At 42.6% G+C, this 21,694-nt stretch carries 19 protein-coding genes; 7 read left to right on the top strand and 12 right to left on the bottom strand.

The genetic code is table 11. The features are described 5' to 3' along the window. Nucleotides 1-88 precede the first annotated feature (88 nt). A complete protein-coding gene (locus tag J5X94_RS12875; protein WP_010197759.1) occupies nt 89-388 on the top strand; it encodes a hypothetical protein in 300 nt (99 codons plus the stop codon). A 168-nt stretch (nt 389-556) separates the two neighbouring features. On the opposite strand, the gene J5X94_RS12870 is transcribed toward J5X94_RS12875, so the two are convergent. From J5X94_RS12870 to msrA, 4 genes are all read right to left on the bottom strand, one after another. Continuing rightward, nucleotides 557-2,038, bottom strand: a complete 1,482-nt coding sequence (locus J5X94_RS12870) for a lytic murein transglycosylase (protein WP_210541499.1) — start codon at nt 2,036-2,038, stop codon at nt 557-559. A 224-nt stretch (nt 2,039-2,262) separates the two neighbouring features. Then, on the bottom strand, nt 2,263-2,976 hold the full coding sequence (locus tag J5X94_RS12865) for a DUF1499 domain-containing protein (protein ID WP_210541498.1): 714 nt from the start codon (nt 2,974-2,976) through the stop codon (nt 2,263-2,265). A 69-nt stretch (nt 2,977-3,045) separates the two neighbouring features. Next, nucleotides 3,046-3,714, bottom strand: coding sequence for a thiopurine S-methyltransferase (tmpT, locus tag J5X94_RS12860; protein ID WP_210541497.1), 669 nt, complete (start codon nt 3,712-3,714; stop codon nt 3,046-3,048). Nucleotides 3,715-3,888: 174 nt separating this feature from the next. Beyond that, nucleotides 3,889-4,410: a peptide-methionine (S)-S-oxide reductase MsrA gene (gene msrA / locus J5X94_RS12855; protein ID WP_210541496.1), complete on the bottom strand. Its 522-nt coding sequence runs from the start codon at nt 4,408-4,410 to the stop codon at nt 3,889-3,891. Between the two features lie 275 nt (nt 4,411-4,685). Between msrA and cmoA the strand changes: the two genes are divergently transcribed. Together cmoA and cmoB are read left to right on the top strand one after the other, a co-directional pair. Then, nucleotides 4,686-5,471 (top strand): carboxy-S-adenosyl-L-methionine synthase CmoA, encoded by a 786-nt coding sequence (gene cmoA, locus J5X94_RS12850; protein WP_210541495.1) that lies wholly within the window; start codon nt 4,686-4,688, stop codon nt 5,469-5,471. A 50-nt stretch (nt 5,472-5,521) separates the two neighbouring features. After that, nucleotides 5,522-6,580, top strand: coding sequence for a tRNA 5-methoxyuridine(34)/uridine 5-oxyacetic acid(34) synthase CmoB (cmoB, locus tag J5X94_RS12845; RefSeq protein WP_210541494.1), 1,059 nt, complete (start codon nt 5,522-5,524; stop codon nt 6,578-6,580). A 109-nt stretch (nt 6,581-6,689) separates the two neighbouring features. On the opposite strand, the gene J5X94_RS12840 is transcribed toward cmoB, so the two are convergent. Next, the gene (locus J5X94_RS12840) at nt 6,690-6,908 is read right to left on the bottom strand and encodes a DUF2788 domain-containing protein (RefSeq protein WP_010200696.1); all 219 of its coding nucleotides are present in this window, start codon (nt 6,906-6,908) and stop codon (nt 6,690-6,692) included. 557 nt (nt 6,909-7,465) lie between these two features. Between J5X94_RS12840 and argS the strand changes: the two genes are divergently transcribed. The 3 genes from argS (at nt 7,466) to J5X94_RS12825 (ending at nt 11,468) form a co-directional block, all read left to right on the top strand. Further along, the gene (argS, locus tag J5X94_RS12835) at nt 7,466-9,295 is read left to right on the top strand and encodes an arginine--tRNA ligase (RefSeq protein ID WP_210541493.1); all 1,830 of its coding nucleotides are present in this window, start codon (nt 7,466-7,468) and stop codon (nt 9,293-9,295) included. A gap of 119 nt (nt 9,296-9,414) precedes the next feature. Beyond that, nucleotides 9,415-10,230: an SPOR domain-containing protein gene (locus tag J5X94_RS12830; protein ID WP_189586677.1), complete on the top strand. Its 816-nt coding sequence runs from the start codon at nt 9,415-9,417 to the stop codon at nt 10,228-10,230. A 143-nt stretch (nt 10,231-10,373) separates the two neighbouring features. After that, nucleotides 10,374-11,468 carry a PTS transporter subunit IIC gene (locus tag J5X94_RS12825; protein ID WP_026037289.1) on the top strand — a complete coding sequence of 365 codons (1,095 nt, stop codon included), beginning with the start codon at nt 10,374-10,376 and terminating at the stop codon, nt 11,466-11,468. 110 nt (nt 11,469-11,578) lie between these two features. Here the strand turns inward: J5X94_RS12825 and J5X94_RS12820 are convergent, their stop codons facing one another. The 5 genes from J5X94_RS12820 to rdgB all read right to left on the bottom strand — a co-directional run bounded on the left by J5X94_RS12820 (nt 11,579) and on the right by rdgB (nt 18,156). Continuing rightward, a complete protein-coding gene (locus J5X94_RS12820; RefSeq protein WP_210541492.1) occupies nt 11,579-12,595 on the bottom strand; it encodes an SDR family NAD(P)-dependent oxidoreductase in 1,017 nt (338 codons plus the stop codon). A 410-nt stretch (nt 12,596-13,005) separates the two neighbouring features. Then, nucleotides 13,006-14,283 carry an ATP-dependent protease ATP-binding subunit ClpX gene (clpX, locus tag J5X94_RS12815; RefSeq protein WP_189586686.1) on the bottom strand — a complete coding sequence of 426 codons (1,278 nt, stop codon included), beginning with the start codon at nt 14,281-14,283 and terminating at the stop codon, nt 13,006-13,008. Nucleotides 14,284-14,399: 116 nt separating this feature from the next. Then, a complete protein-coding gene (clpP, locus tag J5X94_RS12810; protein ID WP_026037287.1) occupies nt 14,400-15,095 on the bottom strand; it encodes an ATP-dependent Clp endopeptidase proteolytic subunit ClpP in 696 nt (231 codons plus the stop codon). Between the two features lie 391 nt (nt 15,096-15,486). Beyond that, nucleotides 15,487-16,830, bottom strand: coding sequence for a trigger factor (tig, locus tag J5X94_RS12805; protein WP_194621088.1), 1,344 nt, complete (start codon nt 16,828-16,830; stop codon nt 15,487-15,489). A 663-nt stretch (nt 16,831-17,493) separates the two neighbouring features. Continuing rightward, the gene (gene rdgB / locus J5X94_RS12800; RefSeq protein ID WP_228293265.1) at nt 17,494-18,156 is read right to left on the bottom strand and encodes an RdgB/HAM1 family non-canonical purine NTP pyrophosphatase; all 663 of its coding nucleotides are present in this window, start codon (nt 18,154-18,156) and stop codon (nt 17,494-17,496) included. Nucleotides 18,157-18,695: 539 nt separating this feature from the next. Here rdgB and J5X94_RS12795 point away from each other — a divergent pair. After that, nucleotides 18,696-19,325, top strand: coding sequence for a superoxide dismutase (locus J5X94_RS12795; protein WP_201593112.1), 630 nt, complete (start codon nt 18,696-18,698; stop codon nt 19,323-19,325). A 328-nt stretch (nt 19,326-19,653) separates the two neighbouring features. On the opposite strand, the gene J5X94_RS12790 is transcribed toward J5X94_RS12795, so the two are convergent. Both J5X94_RS12790 and J5X94_RS12785 read right to left on the bottom strand, forming a co-directional pair. Next, on the bottom strand, nt 19,654-20,511 hold the full coding sequence (locus J5X94_RS12790) for an SIR2 family NAD-dependent protein deacylase (protein ID WP_210541491.1): 858 nt from the start codon (nt 20,509-20,511) through the stop codon (nt 19,654-19,656). Nucleotides 20,512-20,513: 2 nt separating this feature from the next. After that, nucleotides 20,514-21,554: a ParA family protein gene (locus J5X94_RS12785; protein ID WP_210541490.1), complete on the bottom strand. Its 1,041-nt coding sequence runs from the start codon at nt 21,552-21,554 to the stop codon at nt 20,514-20,516. Nucleotides 21,555-21,694: the final 140 nt, after the last annotated feature.

The raw sequence follows: 21,694 nt of genomic DNA, 5'->3' as shown, positions 1-21,694 counted from the left end.
TGGTGTACTAGCCTATATAAACTTATCTACCGTAAAAACGACAAACATAAAAGCGCATAATAATATTGACTGATTAAGGAGCACTATCATGAGTAATGATAAACATGACGAGTTAAGAAAAGAGATTGATGGTCTAGAGAAAACCATGCACGATGCTGAACAGTATCACACGCTAGAAGAGCAAGTGGCAGATATGAAGCGCCGTGGCATCGACCCTAGTAAAGCCTATAAAGATTGGGACAAAAAACAGGAAGACGAAGATTGGGGCGACGATACTTGGAAAGAAAATGGTAAATGGGAGCCGAAGACGCCTGCGGATCTGGATGATAAAGCCCGTGAAAATTGGGATGGTGATAATGGTAAACCCAATCCACCACCGATCGTATAAATAATTTTAGTAGATAATCGACCTCTATATTAATCGATTTTACAAAAAAAAGGCCACGCTAATCATATTAGCGTGGCTTTTTTTAATCCATAACAATTAGGTTTATCACAAACTTAGCGCATGTCCTCATTTTAAAAATGGTAATAAAAATGAGGACATTTCCTAATACTATGAACCTTCATCAACACGTACGAGCTTCACGCTACCATCAGCACTCGTCACGCGGCGATAACGCGTATTGCCAGAACTTGATGGTCGAGCCGATGACTGAGGTGAGTAAGTGTTGGGAGTGCTCGTCTGTTGTTGAATCAACTGTCCCATGCGATCAGCAGAGGCAGGCTGTAAAGGCTGACTGTTCGCTGGTTGACCATATTGATTGCCATATTGTGTATTTCTTAGAGCTATGTTTCCTGCATTTCCAATGATTGAACGGTAAAATTTCTGTCCTGCGCGTCCATCAGCGGGGAAGATGCCTTTACTGGTTTGGTACTGCTGAATCGCAGTGCGAGTATTATCTCCAATAATGCCATCGACTTCACCAATATCATAACCAGCATTTAACAGCGCTTGCTGAATGTCTTTTGCTTGCTGGCGACTGATACCCGGATCGTCGGTAGGCCAAGCAGTGACAAAGTCAGTTTTGCTGCTGTCTTCTTTAGTGATTAGGTCTGATAAATGCGCGATGGCTAAAGCGTAATTCTCTGACGCATTGTACGAATAAAACGTATCGAAGTTTTTACCCACTAAGAAAGCAGGACCTTCAGCGCCTGCAGGTAATAGTAATCCTGCACTATTCAAGTCGTAAGGCAATGGACTGCCATTGGCGAGCGTTAGACCTTGATCGCGCCAGTGGCTGATAGACTTTTTGTTTTTTCGGTCAGACGCGGCCCAATAACCACTGGGCAATTTGACCTCGTAACCCCACGGCTCGCCAGTACGATAACCACGATTGTCCAAGAAGTTAGCGGTAGAGGCTAGGGCATCAGGCACGCTATTAACCAAGTCGCGACGACCATCGCCATCAAAGTCTACGGCCAATTCCAAAAAGGTGCTCGGCATAAACTGCGTTTGCCCAAAAGCACCTGCCCATGAGCCAGTCATATCACTTGGCGCGATATCACCATTTTGGACGATTTTTAACGCATTGGCATATTCACCTTGGAAGTAGCTCTGACGACGGTCAAAACAAGACAGCGTCGCTAAGGATTCAAACAACGGCTTTTTGCCCAATGTCTGACCGAAGTTTGACTCAACACCCCAGACGCCTAGCACATGCTCGGCTTTGACCCCGTAGCGTGATTCGATTTTACGCAAAGTATCTGCCCACTGGCGCTTGGCACGAATACCGTCTTCTACACGCTCGCTATCGACCAGTGATGAGAGGTAATCCCAAACGTCTTTTTGAAACTCTGGTTGATAGTTCAACGATTGAATGACGCTCGGATCAGGCTGGCTTGGGCGATAGTTGTTAAAGGTATAACCATCAACTCCGCTAAACTTACTAGAGTTTTTTAATCCATCTAGACATTGTTGTAGCTCGGCATTAGACAAGTTTGGTGCTTCTGGTCGGGCGGCTTGGGCAGTGCTAGCAAAACTCAAACCAACAGCGAGGTTAAGTAGCGATAAAATAGAAACTGGAGTCAAACGCATGAAAATGTCCTATAAACGTCAAAGTGGTCATTAAAAAAGGATGCAGAACTGGTTAAGGCAGTATGGACTTAGAGTAACCAATCTAAATAGTAAAGAAAAGGTATCGAAGCACTCAGTTACTATAAATGGACGCTGGCGTGAGGTTAGGAGAGGATTTTGGATGGAAACGTCTAATGTCAAAATGCCTAGCATCTTAGTAGATCTTTATTTTCACTAAAACCCAACTACTCCTCCAAAACCCCATCCAACTCATTAATAAAGTTATGAATGCGCTCTGCATTTTTACCCAAATCACTACCGCCAACCCGTGACTTACTGCGAATATCAAGCAGATGCTCACTGCCATTATCTGTAATACGTACGACGACATCATCTTTAAAGCCGAACCACATCGTACTATCTGTCGCTTCAATGATGCCTTTATCCGCATCGCTATTTACCAATTCCCAGCCTAAATTATTGACGGCTTGTTCAGTTGCCTTGACCAATTCAGATTGTGATTGCGTATAGGTTAAGGTTTGCAGATCCGGATAGGCGTCAAGCTGTTGTTTTGCAGTTGCTTCCCCTGCGTACTCAACGGGATTTGGTGCATCAGCGCGTAGTGGGGCAATGGCCTCAAACTTAGGTGGATTGATCAAGTCGGTCGATATATCGTGAATAGGCGGTACACTTTTGCCTTTATTCATCATGCTAAGCGGCATAGCTATGGCAATAGCCGACAGTAGCAGCGCTATTACCGTGCTACCAAGAGTCACTGTTTTGCGTTTAAATATCATTTGTAAAACGAGCAAGATAAGGGCGGCAATTCCGGCAAACACACCGAATTTAAATCCTGTAAAGGCGGTACCCAAATCGACGATGCCATATTTATAAAGCGGACCGGGTAACGCCACCAGTAAAAAAGCGATTAAGCTTACGAGACTAACTAGAACTTTCATTAGGTTTCTCCGTTATGATTTAATCGTCGCTTAATCACTATTGAATCACTGCGATAATTAAGCTTATGTTTAATTCAACAGCCAAACATGCTCAGTGACTTTTAGCTCAGCTGCGGAGCCAATAGTAGCAGGTTCATTTATCAGTTCGTTAATTTGATAGTGCTCGCCATAGTATTGCTGTATTTGCTCGCTACTGATGGAGAAGGGCGGTCCATTCTTTTTACTTTGATCATAATTGAGCGTGATTAATAATTGCGGTGCAAATTTTTTATCAGCAGTATCGCTAAGCTGTCGCACTTGCTCGCTATATTTCACACGCATATTGGCTGGTAAGGCAATCAATGCCGCTTTATCGTATACCGCATCGACAAAGCCAATATCCTCAGCCGATAGCGCAAAAATATCAGCGACCCATAGCGTGATGGTTCGTCCTGCCAGCTGACCTTGATAGGATTTAATGGTTGGATTATCCGCATGCTGATATACAGTAGGCACGATATTTTGCTCAGTAAAGAATTCTTGTACGGCTGTCTCAACCAATTCAACGCCAACGACATTATAGCCCTGTGCTGCTAGCCATGCCATATCAATCGACTTACCACATAAAGGCACAAATACTCGACCACCAGCGGGCACGTTTAAATGGCTAAAGCACTTCGTTAATAACGGATTCACTTGAGACTGATTAAAACCAATGCGTTTCTCTTGCCAGCGCGTTTGCCAAAATTCAGGGTTCATACGTTAGCCTTTATTGGTTAAGGTTCATATTATTAGTTATTTTTATAATAATCTTTTGGGTGATGATGCTAAAGATATTAAAAAGCCAAACACTTATATAATAAGCGTTTGGCTATGATTAAAAATCGCTCTAAGAACTATGCTTTTTCAGCAGTTTCTTATTTAACGTTTTGCTTAGCTCACCATGTATTTACTGAACTCTTTACGCAATTTGGCAAGCTTTGGCGGTATAGCGAAGTTGCAATAAGCCTGTCCCGGATTTCTATTAAAGAAGTCTTGATGGGTCTCTTCTGCTTGATAAAACTCAACAGCAGGATGTATTTCTGTGACCACATTGACACCCATATCACGCAATTTATTAATGGTACGGTCGACGGTTGGTTTTTGATCTTCTTCGGTGTAAAACACGACACTGCGATATTGGCTACCGACATCATTGCCTTGACGATCCATCGTGGTGGGATCATGAGTGGCAAAGAAAACATCTAGGATGACTTCTAGCGGGACGATAGAGTCATCAAACTCAACCTTGATGACTTCAACGTGTCCTGTCGTACCACTACAGACTGCCTCATAGTTGGCAGATACCGCGTCACCGCCCATGTAGCCTGAAACGACAGATTTCACGCCTTTTACAGATAAAAATACTGATTCGGTGCACCAAAAACAGCCACCGCCTAATATAATGGTTTGCATAATTTTTCCTATTATTATAGATGTTGTTATAGAGATGGGCTAAGGTCTTTATTTGGATGCAATGGCGTCATTTTTCAATGACTTATTGCTTTGAAGAATTTATTACCCTTAGCGCTACCTAATCAGCTTAGCAGGGCATCTGACCGCGATAAGTAACAAACAGTAATGTTATAATGGGCTTTTGCTACGTTGAGCAGCTTTTAACTAAATAATGACAAGCAAGACTATCAATTATTTCCTACTTTAAGTTCTATTATCCAAAAACGAGTCGCACCATGAGCCAATCCAAGTCTGCTATCAAACATGACACCCTATTTGACAAACCGTTCACCACGCCACTCGATAAAGCAGCGCGCTTTTCTTTCGATGAGCAAGTGGTGGCTTGTTTCCCTGATATGATTCGTCGCAGTGTGCCTGGTTATGGTCAAGTGCTCGCGATGCTACCTATCTTTGCTCGTCGTCATTGTAAATATCGCCAGCAGGATGATAATGGTCAGCGTGTCAGTCGCATTTATGATTTGGGCTGCTCACTTGGTGCCGCAAGTATGACCTTGGCAGGCGAGTTTGAGCCGCAAGACTTGCAGATTAAAGCGATTGATATTTCACCGGCGATGACGACAGAGGCGACCACGCTACTGAGTGAGAATTATCCTGAGCATGATATCGAAGTCATCACTGCTGACATTCGCGACGTCAAGCTTGAGCCATGCGATATGGTAATTCTGAACTTAACGCTACAGTTTTTGCCAGCTGCCGATAGAGTGGCAGTGCTAGAGAAGATTTATGCGGCATTAAGTGAAGGTGGCATATTGGTACTGACTGAAAAAACCCATGCGTTTGATGAGCAGTATGACGCGTGGTTGGTTGAGCGTTATTACGACTTTAAACGTGCGAATGGCTATACCGAGATGGAAATTAGCGGAAAGCGTAACGCGCTAGAAAACGTCCTTATTACTGATACCTTAGATGAGCATCATGCACGCTTGAGTGATGTTGGTTTTAAGCGTCATCTGACGTGGTTTCAGTTTTTGAACTTTGTCTCTATTGTGGCGTTTAAATAATCCTTATCTTTAATACAGTTATTTTTCAATCAACACGGTAACCTGCTTTTATGCTCAACGACACTATCATCAACGCCGAACGTGAATTATATCTAACCCTACTAGAGCTGGCGCAACAGCAGCCGATCGCTTATGAATGGCTTAAGCAATTACCAACATGGTTAAATGAGATCAAAGACAAAGCCAATTATGCGCATGCGCCTGCCTACCAAGCATCAGTCGCTCGTTTGCCAAATCTAAACGTCAACAATGTCGATCTAAACAGCGACACATTGACTATTGATACCAGTCTCAATGAGTCTGAGCGTAAGCAAGCAATGGCACTACTAAAGCAATTGATGCCGTGGCGTAAAGGGCCATTTCAGATCGGCGGTCAGATTGGCGATGATGAATCAGGTATTAAGATTGACACTGAGTGGCACAGTGACTGGAAGTGGCAACGGGTCGCACCGCATTTGGGTGAGTTAAAAGGTCGCCGAGTATTAGATGTGGGCGGTGGCTCTGGTTATCACGGCTGGCGTATGGCAGGTGCTGGCGCGGATACGGTCATTATCATTGACCCGTCATGCTTGTTTTACCATCAGTTTATGGCGATTCGTCATTTCGTTGGTACGGCAGATGCTCATACTCATACTAAGGACAGAGGCCGTTATCGCACGCACTATATTCCCGTGCCGCTAGAAGCCTTACCTGCGCATAGCCAGTTGTTTGATACGGTGTTTAGCATGGGCGTGCTTTATCATCGTCAGTCGCCTTTTGAGCATTTACAGCAGCTACGTGGTCAGCTCGTCAAAGGCGGTGAGTTGGTGCTTGAGACGTTGGTCATCGAGGGCGATGCCAATACCGTGCTGGTGCCGCACGATAGGTATGCGCAAATGAATAACGTGTATTTTTTACCGTCAGTGGCAGCATTAATAGGCTGGCTAGAAAAAGTAGGATTCTCAGACGTGCGCTGCGTGGATGTGGCAGTGACATCGACGGAAGAGCAGCGTAAAACAGAGTGGATGACCTATCACTCGCTAGCAGACTTCTTAGATCCCAATGATTCGACTAAGACCATGGAAGGGTATCCAGCACCAATGCGCGCGACCTTGATTGCCAAGAGGTAGAGCGCTATTAGTATCTGCCATGAATAGACCTCTTGCACAAGTCATTGCTAACCCTAGTAACAAGCTAGGTGTTTATGATTCATCATTGGAAGGTGAAGATATGCCCGAATTAAATGAGCCACTTCTTAAAAGCGACTTCTAATAATATCTTGAGTAAAAATCCTACAAAGCCCGCACCCAGTGCCAAGAAAATCCAAAAAGTACCTGCTCGCCCAGCTTCAGATTTTTTAGAGATATCCCAAACAATAAAGAATAAAAATGCAATGAATATAGGTAATAATACGTATAGTCCCCAACTGGTGACGGTACTGGCGGCAATGGCAAACATGGCATAATCCTATAAAGTGGCAACATACCGTCTATTTAACGTTATCATTCTATGGTTTCTTTGATAGAAATCGCCCTAAGAAAAGCGTATCACCCTCAAATAATGAGCAGTAATAAATAAAACAATAAATGAAAATTAAATAGAAGGGAAAAATACAAAGCATCATTATAACGCGGAAGCAAGTGGGTATAAACTGATGCTAATGAGTTGACAACAGTAACGCTACAATTAGCAGGGCTAACTGTTCATGGCCCATCTTAAATTGCAGCCTATTTATACCGTCTCTTTGGGATTTATAATGAACGATAGCATAGGTAGGCCTTTTAGCTGCATAAATTACTCGCGTTAACTGTTATAACCGTAAGATTTTAGTGCTAATTTTGGTGCAAATGGTGCAATAAAGCGCAAAGATTGTTATATTTACAGGTTACTTATCCTTTTGTACTATTTTATCCCTTGCAATGTCGGTCGCTATTATAATGGGCAGTTATCGACTGCTCGCATTCGCCACATTTTTACACCGTTTTTGTTGTTTATTTAACTGAGTTCAAATCCTTATGTCACAAGCCCAAATTGATACACTTGCATCACTATTCAACGATGCTATTCATACCTTAAAAGCCGATGGCACACTACCTGCTGACTGGCAAAACAACAGCCAAATCACCCGTACGAAAGACTTAAGCCATGGTGATTTTGCCAGTAATATCGCGCTTACTGCTGCCAAAGCTGCCAAGGCCAATCCACGCCAGCTTGCCGAAAAAATCGTCAATGCCTTGCCTGAAAATCAAGACATTCGCCAAATAGAAATCGCAGGGCCAGGGTTTATCAATGTCTTTTTAAACGCTGAAGCCAAATTTGCAGTGTTAGACGATATCTTTAACTTGCAAGATCGTTTTGGCTTAAGTGATCAGTTTGAAGGGCAAAAAATTCAAGTTGAGTTTGTCTCTGCCAATCCAACGTCTAGTTTGCATGTCGGTCACGGGCGTGGTGCTGCATTTGGCATGAGCGTGTCAAACCTGCTAGAAGCGATTGGCTATGACGTCACCCGCGAATATTATGTCAATGACGCTGGCCGTCAAATGGACATCTTAGCGACCAGTACGTATCTGCGTTATCTAGAAGCCAACGGCGAGGAAATACTGTTTCCCGTTAATGGTTATCAAGGCGACTATGTCAGTGATATCGCTCAAACGCTAAAAGTACAGCATGGCACTAGCTACGTGCATAGTTTTGCAGACGTTGCTAAAGATGCGACAGAAGATGCACAGTTTGAAATCAATGCCGATGGCGAAAAAGTTTTGCTATCAGGTGATAAAGAAGCCCATATCGATGGTTTGATTGCCAATAGTAAAGCATTGCTTGGCGATGGCTATGAGCTGTTTTTAAATGCCGCATTAAGCAGTATTTTGGCTGATATTAAAGACGACTTAAATGACTTTGGTGTGCGTTACGAGTGTTGGTTTAGCGAAAGATCGATCGATAGCGAGATTGAGCCAGTACTACAAGTTTTAGATGACAAAGGTTATCTGTACGAAAAAGACGGCAATATTTGGTTTAAATCGACTGACTTTGGTGATGAAAAAGACCGTGTGGTACGCCGTGCTAATGGACAATCTACTTACTTTGCTTCTGACATTGCTTATCATAAGAATAAGTTTGATCGTGGTTTTGATAAAGTCGTCAACGTTTGGGGCGCGGATCACCATGGTTATGTGCCACGGGTAAAAGCGGCTTTATTAGCTTTGGGAATTGATGCAGAACGCCTCGATGTGGTACTGGTACAGTTCGTGGCGCTATGGCGCGGTAGTGAAAAAGTACAAATGTCATCGCGTTCAGGTCAGTTTGTGACTCTGCGTGAGCTGCGTGCAGAAGTCGGTAATGACGCTGCGAGATTCTATTATGTGGCACGTAAGCCTGAAGTGCATATTGACTTTGATTTAGAGCTTGCCAAATCACAAAGCAAAGACAACTTGGTTTATTATATTCAATATGCGCATGCACGGGTTTGCCGCGTATTAGAAAAGCTAGAAGCCAGTGGTCTGGTGGTAGACGATTTGATAGGTGCACAGCATCAAAACCTGCTGACAGCGCCTAGCGAAGATGAGCTCATCAAACTCTTAGCGGCCTATCCAGCGACACTGCTACGAGCGGCGACCGGCTATGAGCCGCATGTACTGACCAACTATCTAAAAGAGTTGGCAGCGCTATTCCATGGCTGGTACGATACCAATCGTATTTTACCGGTGAGCTTAACTTCAGGCGAAACACCAAGTCAGGAAGAGATTGAATTGATGCAAGCACGTCTGCGTTTGTCTAAAGCAGTACGCCAAGTATTGGCCAATGGGCTTAGTTTATTAGGGCTATCCGCACCGTCTAGCATGTAATAACTTTCTAACATGTAGCGTCTTTCTAACATGTGGTAATTTTCTAACATGTAGAATGAGTATAGGCGACCGATAGCAATAATTCGATAATGATAGATTCAGTAGGGAGAAAGAGATCCATGCTAGCCAAAAAACCTAAAGGCGCGACCGAAAAGCGCAAATCAAGTAGCGTATCAGGTTTATTATGGATGTTTGTCGGGGCAGTATTGACCTTAATGATCGGGGTATTTTTGTACCTTTCGCCATTATTCGATTTCAGCCCCGCTGATAGCACTGCTGGCAATGATCCTGATCGTCAGGTAGAGCCTCGCATCGATACTGATACTGATAATAGCGATTACGAGTTCTACGATATCTTGCCCAATCAAGAGATGGCCACTATTCCTGATGAAAATATCAGTGAGACAGGTAATGATGGCTTGGGTAGTATCGGTGCTTTTGAACCGGACGTCGTCGTTACTCAACCAGAGAACAACTCAGCCAGTCGCAATGATGATACGGGTAACTTCGGTATTTCTGAAAGCACCTCTATCGAGCCGAGCCGTGGTAGCAATGCTGGCACGAGCAATAATAGCGATGATATTGTTATCGTTGAAGAAGACGCTACCTATGATAGTGCGCCAGCTAATGGCAATACAGCAAATCGTACCAATAACGCAGGGGCGAGTACGGCTAGTATTCAACCTGCGAAGCCTGCAGCGACTTATATCTTGCAGATTAATAGCTTCGGTGATGCTGATGAAGCCGATCGTCGCCGTGCCCAAGTGCTGATGGCAGGTGTAGATGCGAGAGTGGTCAAAAACACCACAGGCAATGGCTTGCCTATCTATCAGGTTATTTCGCGCCCAATGAATAATCGTCAAGCGGTCACTACCGCTCAGCAGCGCCTACAAAATAATGGCATTGATTCTATTATTGTTGAGCAGCGCCGCTAAGTTGAGTCTAATAGCTGCCATACTCATTTATTACTAATAAAAAAAGCGTCGCAATGGCGTTTTTTTTATCTCTGTTTTTTAGCAAAGTTACTTTTTCTGTTGGTTTATCATCTCTCATCAAAAATTTCATAAAGAGCGTGGCTATGACTGTCTCTGATTCAGCAACACCGCCTAACGGCTTGATAAAAGCGTTTTTCCAAAAGTATTTCATCGATGCCTTTACTGGTATGGCTTTAGGGCTATTTGTCACATTGATTGCTGGTCTGATCATCTCACAAATCGGTGGTTGGTTAGACATGCCAGCACTCATCGCGGTCGGGAAATTGGCCTCTATATTAATGGGGGCTGGTATCGGTGTGGGCATTGCGTATTATCTCAAAGCACCGACTTTGGTTATGCTCAGCTGCTTGGTCGCAGGGATGCTTGGTGCGCACTCTGAAGCGTTGATGGCAGGCACGCTTTTTACCCCGCAAGTGGGTGGACCAGCGACATTCGTGGCTTTACCCGGCAATCCTATTGGCGCATATTTGACCTCAGTATTTGCTTATCGCGCTGGTACTTGGGTCGCTGGCAAGACCAAACTTGATATTCTCCTAGTGCCACTATTGGTCTGTGCCGTCGCATTGGCAGTTTGCGCCTTGCTTAATCCGCCTATCGTTGCGGCTGTCGCTGCTATTGGTCAAGGTATTCAAGCAGCCACTGAGTTACAGCCATTACTAATGGGCATTGTTATCGCAGTCGTGGTCGGTATTTTGCTGACAATGCCCACTTCAAGCGCTGCCATTTGTATCGCGATTGGACTTGGTGGTGTAGCAGGTGGCGCTGCTGTGGTTGGTTGTGCGGCGCATATGATTGGTTTTGCCGTTGCCAGTTTCAAAGACAATGGAGTTAGCGGTGTAATATCTCAGGGTCTAGGCACGAGCATGCTGCAAATCCCCAATGTGCTGAAAAAACCTGTGGTCTTATTGCCTGCTGTTGTCGCTAGTGCCATCGTCGGTCCTATCGCCACGGTAGGCTTTGGCTTGGCGTGTACGGCGACAGGCGCGGGTATGGGCACTGCTGGACTGGTCGGGGTGTTTGGGGTCATTGAAGCGTCACAAGAGATTATGAGTAGCGCTCAACTGTGGACAGCGATTATTTTATTGATGTTCGTATTGCCTGCGGTGATTGCTGGCGTCGTCGCTTATATGATGCGTCGTCTGGGCTGGTTAGTTGATGGTGATATGAAACTGCCTTAATCCTCAAGGACTATTTGACCTTTTTGATATTTCGATAAGGCTAAAAATCAAAAAAGCCCTGCTAGTGTAGCGGGGCTTTTTTGACCGTCTTAATCTTTATCTTATAGCTACTAGGCCGATTTACGAGCACCAGTTCTGGCAGGTTTCTTGCCTTTGAATTTGCGTGACAGCTTATGGACGTCATTCAGTATCTTGCTATAGCTTGATGGAAACACGCGCTGTACGGCGTCGATTATTTTGGCATCGTTACCGATCAAGCAGCGTGGCTGATTGGTCGCGGCGGCTTGCAGAATGATCCAAGCCGCTTCACTGGCATCAAACTTTAAAAATTTATTAAAACTACTGATCGCTTTGCTGCCACCCCGCATGCCGAGGTCACTGATGCTGTCATTACCACGCGCACTATTAGCGATATTGGTTTTGATGCCACCTGGATGGATGCAAGTGGCTGAGACGCCGCAGCACTGAATATTCAGCTCTTGACGCAGGCTCTCGGTAAAGCCACGTACCGCAAATTTGCTAGAGTTATAGGCAGATTGCGAAGGCTGAGCGGTCAAACCAAAGAGACTTGAGATATTAATAATGTGACCGTGCTCAGTAAACTGGCGTGCTTTGCTGTCTTTACCACTTTTAGTTGATTCGCTTTCTTTGACGCTATTTTTGATTAAGGGTAAAAATGCCTTGGTGCCATAGACCACGCCCCAAAAATTGATATCCATGACCCATTCCAGCTCATCGATACTGCTACCTTCTACGGTCGAGTATAGCGCTACGCCTGCATTGTTAAAGATAAAGTTTACTTTGCCGTGATCGCTCATGACATCGTCTGCCCATGCTTGCACTGCTTTATTGTCTGAGACATCGAGTACGGTCATGGTGACTTTGACATCATAACCGACGAGCAGTTCTTTGGTTTGGGCTAACTGCTCGGGATTGATATCGGATAGCGCGACATGACAGCCCATTTGTGCTAAATGAATGGCAAGCTCACGACCCATACCAGATCCTGCACCGGTAATGGCGGCAACATGATTGCGATAATAAGGGGCAATATCATGATCTTTATTAGCAGAAAAAGGTAGGTGCTGACGCAGGGAGCTTGCTATAGAAGTAACGTTGTTAAGCATGATAAACAATCCTTTGTATCATTGATTTGGGAGGTTTGGTCGTAACTTTGGTCATCACTAAGGAGACCGCATAAAAAGTCACTTTACCTTAGCATGGTTTATAAGGTTAGCTGCCTGCGATTGATAAACGCAGCTGTCATTTTTTGAGCCACTTATAGTCAGTGAAAAGCAATATCGAACCATGACGCACTGCTGATATCAATTTTTCTTGCTTGCTGTGCCTGCGCAGACAGAGGCGACAAAAAATTGATATCAGCAATACCGTCACGTTTCTAAGATATTTTGACTCTATTATTAAAAATGACCAGACATAAAAAAAGCGTCTTAGCATAATGCCAGACGCTTTTTTTGATGACAGCCAATTAAGTAATTAGCTGTCATCGTTGAACTATAAATTAAGGCATTTTAAATTAAGCAATTTCAGGGGTTTTGCCGTCATTAATCACTTCCTCATCGACGAGCACGGTCTTCGCATCTTTCATAGACGGCAGCTCATACATAGTATCAAGCAAAGCATTTTCTACGATAGAGCGTAAACCGCGAGCACCCGTTTTGCGTGCCATTGCTTTTTTGGCAATCGCATCAAGCGCTTCTTTGGTAAAGCTAATATCAGCGCCTTCCATATCGAACAAGTACTTATATTGCTTAACCAAGGCGTTCTTTGGCTCCGTCAATATCTGCACCAACGCTTCTTCATCAAGCTCTTTTAGGGCAGCGAGCACTGGCAAACGACCAATTAGCTCAGGAATCAAACCGAACTTGATTAAATCTTCTGGCTCGACTTGCTGTAGCAAATCTGAGCTACGTTTACTATCGTCTTTTGAGCTGACATCAGCATTGAAGCCAATACCGGTTTTTTCTGTACGCTGCTGAATCACCGCATCAAGACCGGCAAACGCCCCACCAACGATGATAAGGATGTTACTGGTATCGACTTGAATCAGCTCTTGCTGTGGATGCTTACGACCACCGTGCGGCGGGATAGCAGCAACTGTACCTTCGATAAGCTTTAGCAAGGCTTGCTGTACGCCTTCACCTGATACATCACGCGTGATAGAAGGGTTGTCGCCTTTCTTACTGATTTTGTCAATCTCATCAATATAGATGATGCCTTGCTCAGCTTTAGCTACATCATAATCTGACGCTTGTAGCAGCTTTTGTACGATGTTTTCAACGTCTTCACCCACATAACCTGCTTCAGTCAAGGTAGTCGCATCTGCCATTGCAAAAGGTACATCAAGTAGACGAGCCAAGGTTTGTGCCAGTAGCGTTTTACCAGAGCCTGTCGGGCCAATTAGCAAGATGTTACTCTTAGCCAATTCAACCATGGCATCGTCAGCGCCAATCTTAGATTTTTTGCTGTCATTGGCTAAAGTCTGGCTGACTTTTAGACGCTTATAATGGTTATAAACAGCGACCGCCAGTGCTTTCTTAGCAGCGTCTTGTCCGATGACATATTCATCGAGCTTGGCACGCAACTCTTTTGGCGTTGGTAGCTTTTTATTGACCCAAGAGGTATCAATCTCGCTATCAGCATCGTCATTGTCATTGTCGGTATCTGCAATGAGGTCGGTACACAATTCGATGCACTCATTACAGATATTGGCATCATCAGCGGCGATCAGCTGTTTTACTTCGCTTTTTTCTTTGCCACAAAAAGAGCAATGCGGTGTTTTATCTTTTGCCATATAAAGGCGCTCCTAAAATTTAAAACTTACAAATATTTTGATTTTTGACATCAAAGCCAAAACGCATAACGTTCAGGCTTTTGATGCTCATCAAAGCTTGTGCTCTTATGCAGTAATTATAAAGAAGCAGGGCGACGCTCTAATACTGCATCGACCAAGCCGTATTCTTTGGCTTCTTCGGCATCCAACCAATAATCACGCTCGACGTCTTTTTCAATTTTTTCTACTGGCTGACCCGTACGCTCAGCTAATATCTTATTCAAACGTGCACGAGTTTTTAAAATTTCGCGCGCATTAATTTCGATATCAGTTGCTTGACCTTGTGCGCCACCTGATGGCTGGTGAATCATCACTCGAGCATTGGCTAGGGCATAACGCTTGCCTTTCTCTCCAGCTGCCAATAGGAATGAACCCATGCTATACGCGCCGCCCATGCAAATGGTCGATACTTCAGGCTTGATAAAGTTCATGGTATCAAAAATAGCCAAACCAGCACTTACTGAGCCGCCTGGTGAGTTGATATACAAGTGAATATCTTTATCAGGATTTTCAGCTTCTAAAAACAATAGCTGTGCGACGATCAAGTTGGCCATATGGTCTTCGACTTGACCAGTCAAAAAGATAACGCGCTCACGTAATAGGCGTGAGAAAATATCGAACGAGCGTTCACCGCGTGCTGATTGTTCTACAACCATAGGCACTAATGCAGCCTGAGGGGCGCTTTGAGTGTGTTGCGCGCTTTGAGCAGTATTGTGCGCACTCATCAGCATATCAAAATGCGGGTTAGCAGTAATACGATCATAATCTGTCATAGAGATGTCCTGTTTATAAGTACATAAAATAAAGAAATAGAGATTAGCGAACAGCCAAGCTTTTATTAATGCTTATCATTGTAAATGTTGCCATCTTTTAATAATACTAACTGGCTAAAATAATAAGCACCAGATGTCGCTAAAAATAATTGAACCAATGGTAACTTTTTTATGGGGGCAATAGTAACGTTTTAATGTGACAAACGATAAATGACTCCCTATTAATAAGGCGTCTGTATGGATTTATCAAGGGGAGCTGCTATAAAGTATGGATAAAGATAGCATATAAGCCACCAATAAAAATGCCCCAACAAAATGTTAGGGCATCGCTCAAGCATGGTTACCGATTAGCGCTGATGTGACGACACTGATGAATAATCAGAGCATCATCTTACATCGCTTGCTGCTGCTGTTGCTGAGCAGCTAGCAAGTCTTGGTAGCTCACTTCTTTGTCAGTTACTTTACCTTGCTCGATTAGATAATCAACCACTTGGTCTTCTAGTACTACAGACTCAATGTTAGCGCGCTGTTGCTTATCAGTGGTGTAGTACTCGATTACCTCGCTTGGATCTTCGTAGTTTTCAGCCGCTTCTTTGATAAACGTTTCAACGCGTGCTTGATCTACTTCTAAGCCTTTGGTATCGATAACACGAGCAACGATGATGCCAAGACGGGCAGCACGTAGCGCTTGCTCTTCAAATAGCTCATTTGGTAGCATGTCTTTATCGAAGCTTTCAGCGTTAGAGCCGAACTGCTGAGAAAAACGTTGCATCATCATGTTGCGTTGACGCTCGATTTCTTGCTCTAGCATAGCGTTTGGTACGTCAAACTCATTCTTTTCTAGCAATGCATCAAAAGTCGCTTGCTTAACTTGGCTACGCGCAGCGTTTTTGATTTCGCGTTCCATGTTTTTGCGTACGTCGTCTTTTAGTTTTTCAACGCCGCCTTCTTTTACGCCGAATAGCTCAAGGAACGCATCGTCGATTTCAGGTAGCTTAGATTTTTCAACCAGTTTTACGTTGATTTTGAACTGAGCTTCTTTACCCGCTAGGTTTTCAGCTTGGTAATCTTCTGGGAAAGTTACTTCGATGATTTTTTCTTCGCCAGCTTTCATGCCTTTGATACCCGCTTCAAAGCCAGGAATCATTTGGTTGCTACCGATAACCAATTTGAAGTCTTCAGCAGAGCCGCCTTCGAATTTTTCGCCGTCGATAGAGCCTTCAAAGTCAAAAGTCACTTGGTTGTCTTTTGCAGCCATGCCTTTTTTCTCAACGAATTCTTCACGTTGCTTTTGTAGGTTTTCGATCATGGTGTCAACGTCAGCTTCATCAACCTTGGCAGTATGACGCTCAACTTCGATCTCATCGATACCTTGTACGTCTACTTCTGGGAAGATTTCAACAGTCGCTTGATAAACCAAGAAATCATCTTCAAGTTTTACGTCGTCGATGTTAGGCATGCCAACCGCGCGGATGTCTTCAGATTTGATCGCTTCAAAAACGGTATCACGGATCACATCGTTGATAACTTCTTGTTGAATGCCAGCACCGTACTGAGAGCGGATGTGTGACATAGGGACGTTACCTTTACGGAAACCGTCAATCTTGGCAGTTTTCGCAACTTGGCGAATACGGCCTTCGACTTTGTTTTGAATTTTTTCGACAGGTACTTTAACTGTCAATTGGGTTTCTTTGTTAGATAGCTTGTTGGTTGTGACTTGTAAATCTGTAGCCATGTTAATTACACCTTTAGGATTAGATAGTACTTAAAATTAAGCAGTACTTAGGATTAAATGGTAATAGACAAACCGAGCCTCAAAATACGGGCGTGTACAACGGATTGCCGTTGGAATAAATAGGGGATAATGATAGCCCGCAACGTCCATATCAGTATCGGTAGCAATCGCTGCCAGCACAAAATATAAAACCGCCGAGGTTGTAAATGCTATCAAATATCAATAATAAACCGTTAATGCACCGCATAATAACGCTTTTTGGTGAATTATACAGACATATAACGGTTTTCGACAAAAATTTTAAAAGTAGAACAGTATAATCTATCTGATTATTAAAGTAAAAATTATCTGTTTGCCGTTTGTTCGCTCAAAACTTACCACGTCAGTTGCACGTCACGCACCGTTCATACTTTTGCGCTCGATGTTCTATTTAGCTTATCTATATAGAGTCTAGTCGTATTGGTTTAAAGTGGAGCAAATACGATACAAGCTGATTTATATAGACTTGACTATATAGCTGATACTCAATAAAACGGATACAGTATTTAATAACGCGAAACTGGTATAAATTTTTCTGGCTTGCTGTGCCTATGCCGACAGATGCTATAAAAAATTCATCCCAGTCCCGCTGTATCTTTTTAATATTGGACTGACTATAGTTGCTTATAAAGGCAGCTGCGCCAGTAGCTGTCGAATCGCCTGACCACGATGACTGATGCTGTTTTTATCAGCAGCGCTCAAGCTGGCCGCACTGGCTTGTAAGTCAGGTATCCAAAACAATGGGTCATAACCAAAGCCACCATCACCATGCGCTGTTTCTGAAATCTCGCCATGCCATAATCCTTGGGCGATAATCGGCAATGGATCATCAGCATGACGCACCATCGCCAGTACGCAAACAAATAACCCTTTAATAGGCTCGTTAGCGTGCTCAGTACGAATAGGCTGTAAGTCAGCGATGAGCTTGGCGTTATTTTTACTATCGTTACCATGCTCACCAGCATAGCGAGCAGAGTAGATGCCCGGTGCGTTACCGAGTGCAGGCACACACAGTCCTGAGTCGTCAGCGATAGCAGGCAGTCCGCTGATACGGCTAGCATGACGGGCTTTTGTAATGGCGTTTTCGACGAAGCTCAAGCCATCCTCGATGGCATCTTCGATATCGAGCTGACCTTGCGGGATGATCATCACATCCAAATTCGCTTCAGCAAACAATCTTTTGAATTCAGCCAGCTTGCCTTTGTTATTACTGGCGAGTACCCATTGGCTATTCGGCGTTGATTGTGTCGCGTGTAGGGGAGTGTCGATGGTGCTCGTGTTGGTCATAGTGTCTTTCCGTTAAGTGGTTATGTGTAGTCTGTTTAATCTAGCTTTTATTTTTAGTGTCTTTTACTATGGCTATAAATCTAGCTAACCGTCATATTTGCAGTAGTCATTGATGTCTGTGAGGTAGCTTGGGCTATCCGCTAATACATAGCTAATGGCTATACTGATTGTACGGTCTATAACATTTGGTAACTGATACTTTTGGTCATTGTTGCTATAATAGTCGCCAAGCTACAGCGAGTTATATCCTGTAACTTTTGAATATTTAATTAATAAATGCTTATGAAGTCAAACACTTGGCTTTTAAGCAAAGAATAATAGCAAGTAGTAACCGCTAGGTTAATTTTGGATTCATAATGATACGTGATATTGTATTGAGCAGTAACATGTATCAAGCGATAACATTCATTTCTAACAATAAACTCAGCCAATTTAGTCCGCTATTTTATAGTGTTTTTTGCGGTGTAAAAATAGCGTAAAATTCAGTTTCTATGATCAATTTTATAAACTAACGGCTAAACAGCAAGGATAAAATAACTATGTCAAACATTACATTGCCAGAACTACCATATGCAAAAGACGCACTAGAGCCACATATCAGTGCCGAGACGCTAGAGTATCATCATGACAAGCATCATAATGCATACGTGACCAAGCTTAACGATTTGCTACCAGGTTCTGGTCTAGAAGACAAAACGTTGCCAGAAATCATCCTAGCAACTGCTAACGATGACAGCAAACAAGGTATGTTTAACCAAGCAGCTCAAGTATGGAACCACACGTTCTACTGGAACTGCATGACGCCAACGAACGGCGGCGGCGAACCTACTGGCGATCTAAAAGCTAAAATCGAAGAAGATTTCGGTAGCTATGATAAGTTCCGTGAAGAGTTCAAAAACGCAGCATTGACGCAGTTTGGTTCAGGTTGGGCTTGGCTAGTGGCTGATAAAGTCGGTGGTAAATTGTCAATCGCTAAAACACCTAACGCTGGTACGCCACTAGCGAACGGCCAAGTCGCTGTATTGACTTGTGATGTATGGGAACATGCGTACTATGTTGATTACCGTAATCGTCGTCCTGACTACGTAGATACGTTCCTAGACAAGCTAGTGAACTGGGACTACGCAAACGCAAAATATAAAGGTCAAGATGCTGGCGTTGAAGAGTAATCTTTAACTCAAGTATTTGATTGATAAAAAAGGACGCTGAGAGGCGTCCTTTTTTTTGTTTAAACTTAGTTATAACTCTTTGAAAGTATGTTCTTTTAATTTTTATATTGATTTTGTCTAATATCTTTTCTAAAGACTAACTAGGGCGTGTCATCAGTTAGCACATTGATACATTTAGTGGCCTTAAAATGGCTAAATTTTGTCAAACATCGTCAGAAATCTTGTCAATATGTTTATATTTATGGCGAGATCTTCATTGTTTAGCTGCAATTTTTCTCATTTTAAGCCCCACAATCTAACTGATGACACGCTCTAATAAACTTTATCATTACGCAGGATTTACTTGACGCCTTTCAGTAACTAATAATTGGAGTTCGTTTAACATTTCGTTAGCTCTATTATAATCATCAGTAGGAAACTCAATAAAATCAATATTATAAGCTTCTCTATATGCTTCTTTTATAGACTTGTTTATACCTTCAGAAACAAGAGCATAATGAGGGTGTGAATTTTCATAAGCAATATTAGAGTTTTCCAACAACAATTGAATATCTGGATCAGAAAGACTATAACCAACAAAAAATAATGTATTTGTTAAAAATAGAGCATCAAGTACTTTATAGAAATTTGGATGATTTTGACGTTCTTTAAAATACTGAGATCTTGTAAGTACCATTTTTGAAGGATCGCTAATACAACCATGCGCTTTTACAATTTGTCTAACAGGTGACCTTAAGTCTGAAACTAAATGACTTTCATAGTATTTACAAACATTATATAAGCCACTTTCTTGTCCACTTCTACAATAATTGTCATATATATCATCATAATTTGTTGTAACGACAATTTTGGGATCAATAGTTAAGATACTTTCATGTATAGAGGATTGTTGATATCTGGGTACCGCCATAATATCCCTTATATAGGCGGAAAAGTCAGCGCGATTAGTGCTTCCAAATAAAATTTCTGCAGCATCAAGGTATTTTTCTTTAGCGATTAAATCATCAACTATTTCTAAAGAATCTTTATCCCTCGCAATACTTTTCAGGCCTTCTAATAATTGTTCCCAATTTGGAGGACTCTTGGGATCTGTACCGACAGTTTTACAACCAGCGGATGCTCCTGCACCTAAAAATATTACACAACGTCTTGCTGCAAGTTCTTCAATCAAAGCTTTAGGCCACATATTCATCGTCCTAGAGTAATATTGTCAAGAAGGTTAGCGCATATGCCGCCAATAATTACTTCATATTGCTCTTTTTGCTTTCCCTGACTCCCAACAATTCCATCACTACTTTTTAATTCGAAAAGAGGGGCTGAAACAGACTGTGCTAGTGGAATGAGACTATATAAATGAGGAACATCACCTAATTGAAGGTTAGTATTATTCATACCCAATGATAAGTATTCTGATAACGAGTTTTCTACTTCTGTTGGAACGTTCTTAATTATTTCCTCGTACGCACGAGTAGGTCTTCTAACACCACCTTTAGACTTAGTTATATATTGTTGGATTGTATAACCGACATATCCTTTCGTTATTGGAAGACTACTGTTACTATCAATATTAAAACGACTTAAGCTTCCTGGCGAATTTCTTTCAGATAGTTCTAGACCAACTTGATACCGGTCAACCCATGATTTCAACCATGTTGAGATATTACGAATCCCCAGTATACTAAAAATATCAGTTCCCATAGGAGTCATAAACTTATCGCAACCGATAAGTACGCTTCTATTAATAGAGCCCAAACTAGGTCCTAAATCATAAAGAACATAGTCATAGTTATTCTTAATTTTCTCTTTGAGAAAAGTATTCCAGTTAGTCTTTCTTATTCCACCAATGTCCCCGCCTGTCAAATCATGCCAAGCAGCTCCAAGTCGATCTTCAATTATTGAAAAGGATGGGTGACCTGGAATTAAATCTACCCCAAAGCGGTTGTCTGAACTTTTAATAGGAATGATACTGTCGGAAATAGTCGAGTCACCATCTTCAATAGGTCTTAAAATATCACTAATTGTCGTCGTCATACCTGCAGCTGAATCAGAAAAGTATAATTCAGCCGCATAACTTTCACCCATAATCAACTGAGTTGCATTACATTGAGGATCGCAATCAATGACTAAGACTCTTTTTCCTTCCTTCTTTGCTAGATAAGAAGCAATATTACATGTAAGAGTAGTTTTACCAACTCCACCTTTGTTATTAAACATAGCTAAAGCTATCATGCTTTTTCCTTGTATATAGATATTAACTACTTACTAGTATCAATATTGGTACAATATACTTATAAAAACAAGCTAGTAGTTAGATCCTAGCTGAAATATACAGACAGTTGAGCAATTTTGCATTCTTTCCAATTTTAATT

This window comes from Psychrobacter sp. K31L (assembly GCF_017942195.1).
Lineage (GTDB): Bacteria > Pseudomonadota > Gammaproteobacteria > Pseudomonadales > Moraxellaceae > Psychrobacter > Psychrobacter glaciei.
The sequence above is the reverse complement of the archived record's forward strand: the minus strand, read 5'-3'. Positions and strand labels throughout refer to the sequence as shown.

Bases quoted from the DNA above. Each gene is read 5' to 3' on its own strand.
- J5X94_RS12790 (WP_210541491.1), bottom strand. From the start codon at position 20,511: ATGTGGCCTAAAGCTTTGATTGAAGAACTTGCAGCAAGACGTTGTGTA.
- J5X94_RS12820 (WP_210541492.1), bottom strand. From the start codon at position 12,595: ATGCTTAACAACGTTACTTCTATAGCAAGCTCCCTGCGTCAGCACCTA.
- J5X94_RS12870 (WP_210541499.1), bottom strand. From the start codon at position 2,038: ATGCGTTTGACTCCAGTTTCTATTTTATCGCTACTTAACCTCGCTGTT.
- J5X94_RS12795 (WP_201593112.1), top strand. From the start codon at position 18,696: ATGTCAAACATTACATTGCCAGAACTACCATATGCAAAAGACGCACTA.
- tig (WP_194621088.1), bottom strand. From the start codon at position 16,830: ATGGCTACAGATTTACAAGTCACAACCAACAAGCTATCTAACAAAGAA.
- clpX (WP_189586686.1), bottom strand. From the start codon at position 14,283: ATGGCAAAAGATAAAACACCGCATTGCTCTTTTTGTGGCAAAGAAAAA.
- J5X94_RS12875 (WP_010197759.1), top strand. From the start codon at position 89: ATGAGTAATGATAAACATGACGAGTTAAGAAAAGAGATTGATGGTCTA.
- clpP (WP_026037287.1), bottom strand. From the start codon at position 15,095: ATGACAGATTATGATCGTATTACTGCTAACCCGCATTTTGATATGCTG.
- rdgB (WP_228293265.1), bottom strand. From the start codon at position 18,156: ATGACCAACACGAGCACCATCGACACTCCCCTACACGCGACACAATCA.
- J5X94_RS12840 (WP_010200696.1), bottom strand. From the start codon at position 6,908: ATGTTTGCCATTGCCGCCAGTACCGTCACCAGTTGGGGACTATACGTA.
- cmoA (WP_210541495.1), top strand. From the start codon at position 4,686: ATGAGCCAATCCAAGTCTGCTATCAAACATGACACCCTATTTGACAAA.
- msrA (WP_210541496.1), bottom strand. From the start codon at position 4,410: ATGCAAACCATTATATTAGGCGGTGGCTGTTTTTGGTGCACCGAATCA.
- argS (WP_210541493.1), top strand. From the start codon at position 7,466: ATGTCACAAGCCCAAATTGATACACTTGCATCACTATTCAACGATGCT.
- J5X94_RS12830 (WP_189586677.1), top strand. From the start codon at position 9,415: ATGCTAGCCAAAAAACCTAAAGGCGCGACCGAAAAGCGCAAATCAAGT.
- cmoB (WP_210541494.1), top strand. From the start codon at position 5,522: ATGCTCAACGACACTATCATCAACGCCGAACGTGAATTATATCTAACC.
- tmpT (WP_210541497.1), bottom strand. From the start codon at position 3,714: ATGAACCCTGAATTTTGGCAAACGCGCTGGCAAGAGAAACGCATTGGT.
- J5X94_RS12865 (WP_210541498.1), bottom strand. From the start codon at position 2,976: ATGAAAGTTCTAGTTAGTCTCGTAAGCTTAATCGCTTTTTTACTGGTG.
- J5X94_RS12825 (WP_026037289.1), top strand. From the start codon at position 10,374: ATGACTGTCTCTGATTCAGCAACACCGCCTAACGGCTTGATAAAAGCG.
- J5X94_RS12785 (WP_210541490.1), bottom strand. From the start codon at position 21,554: ATGATAGCTTTAGCTATGTTTAATAACAAAGGTGGAGTTGGTAAAACT.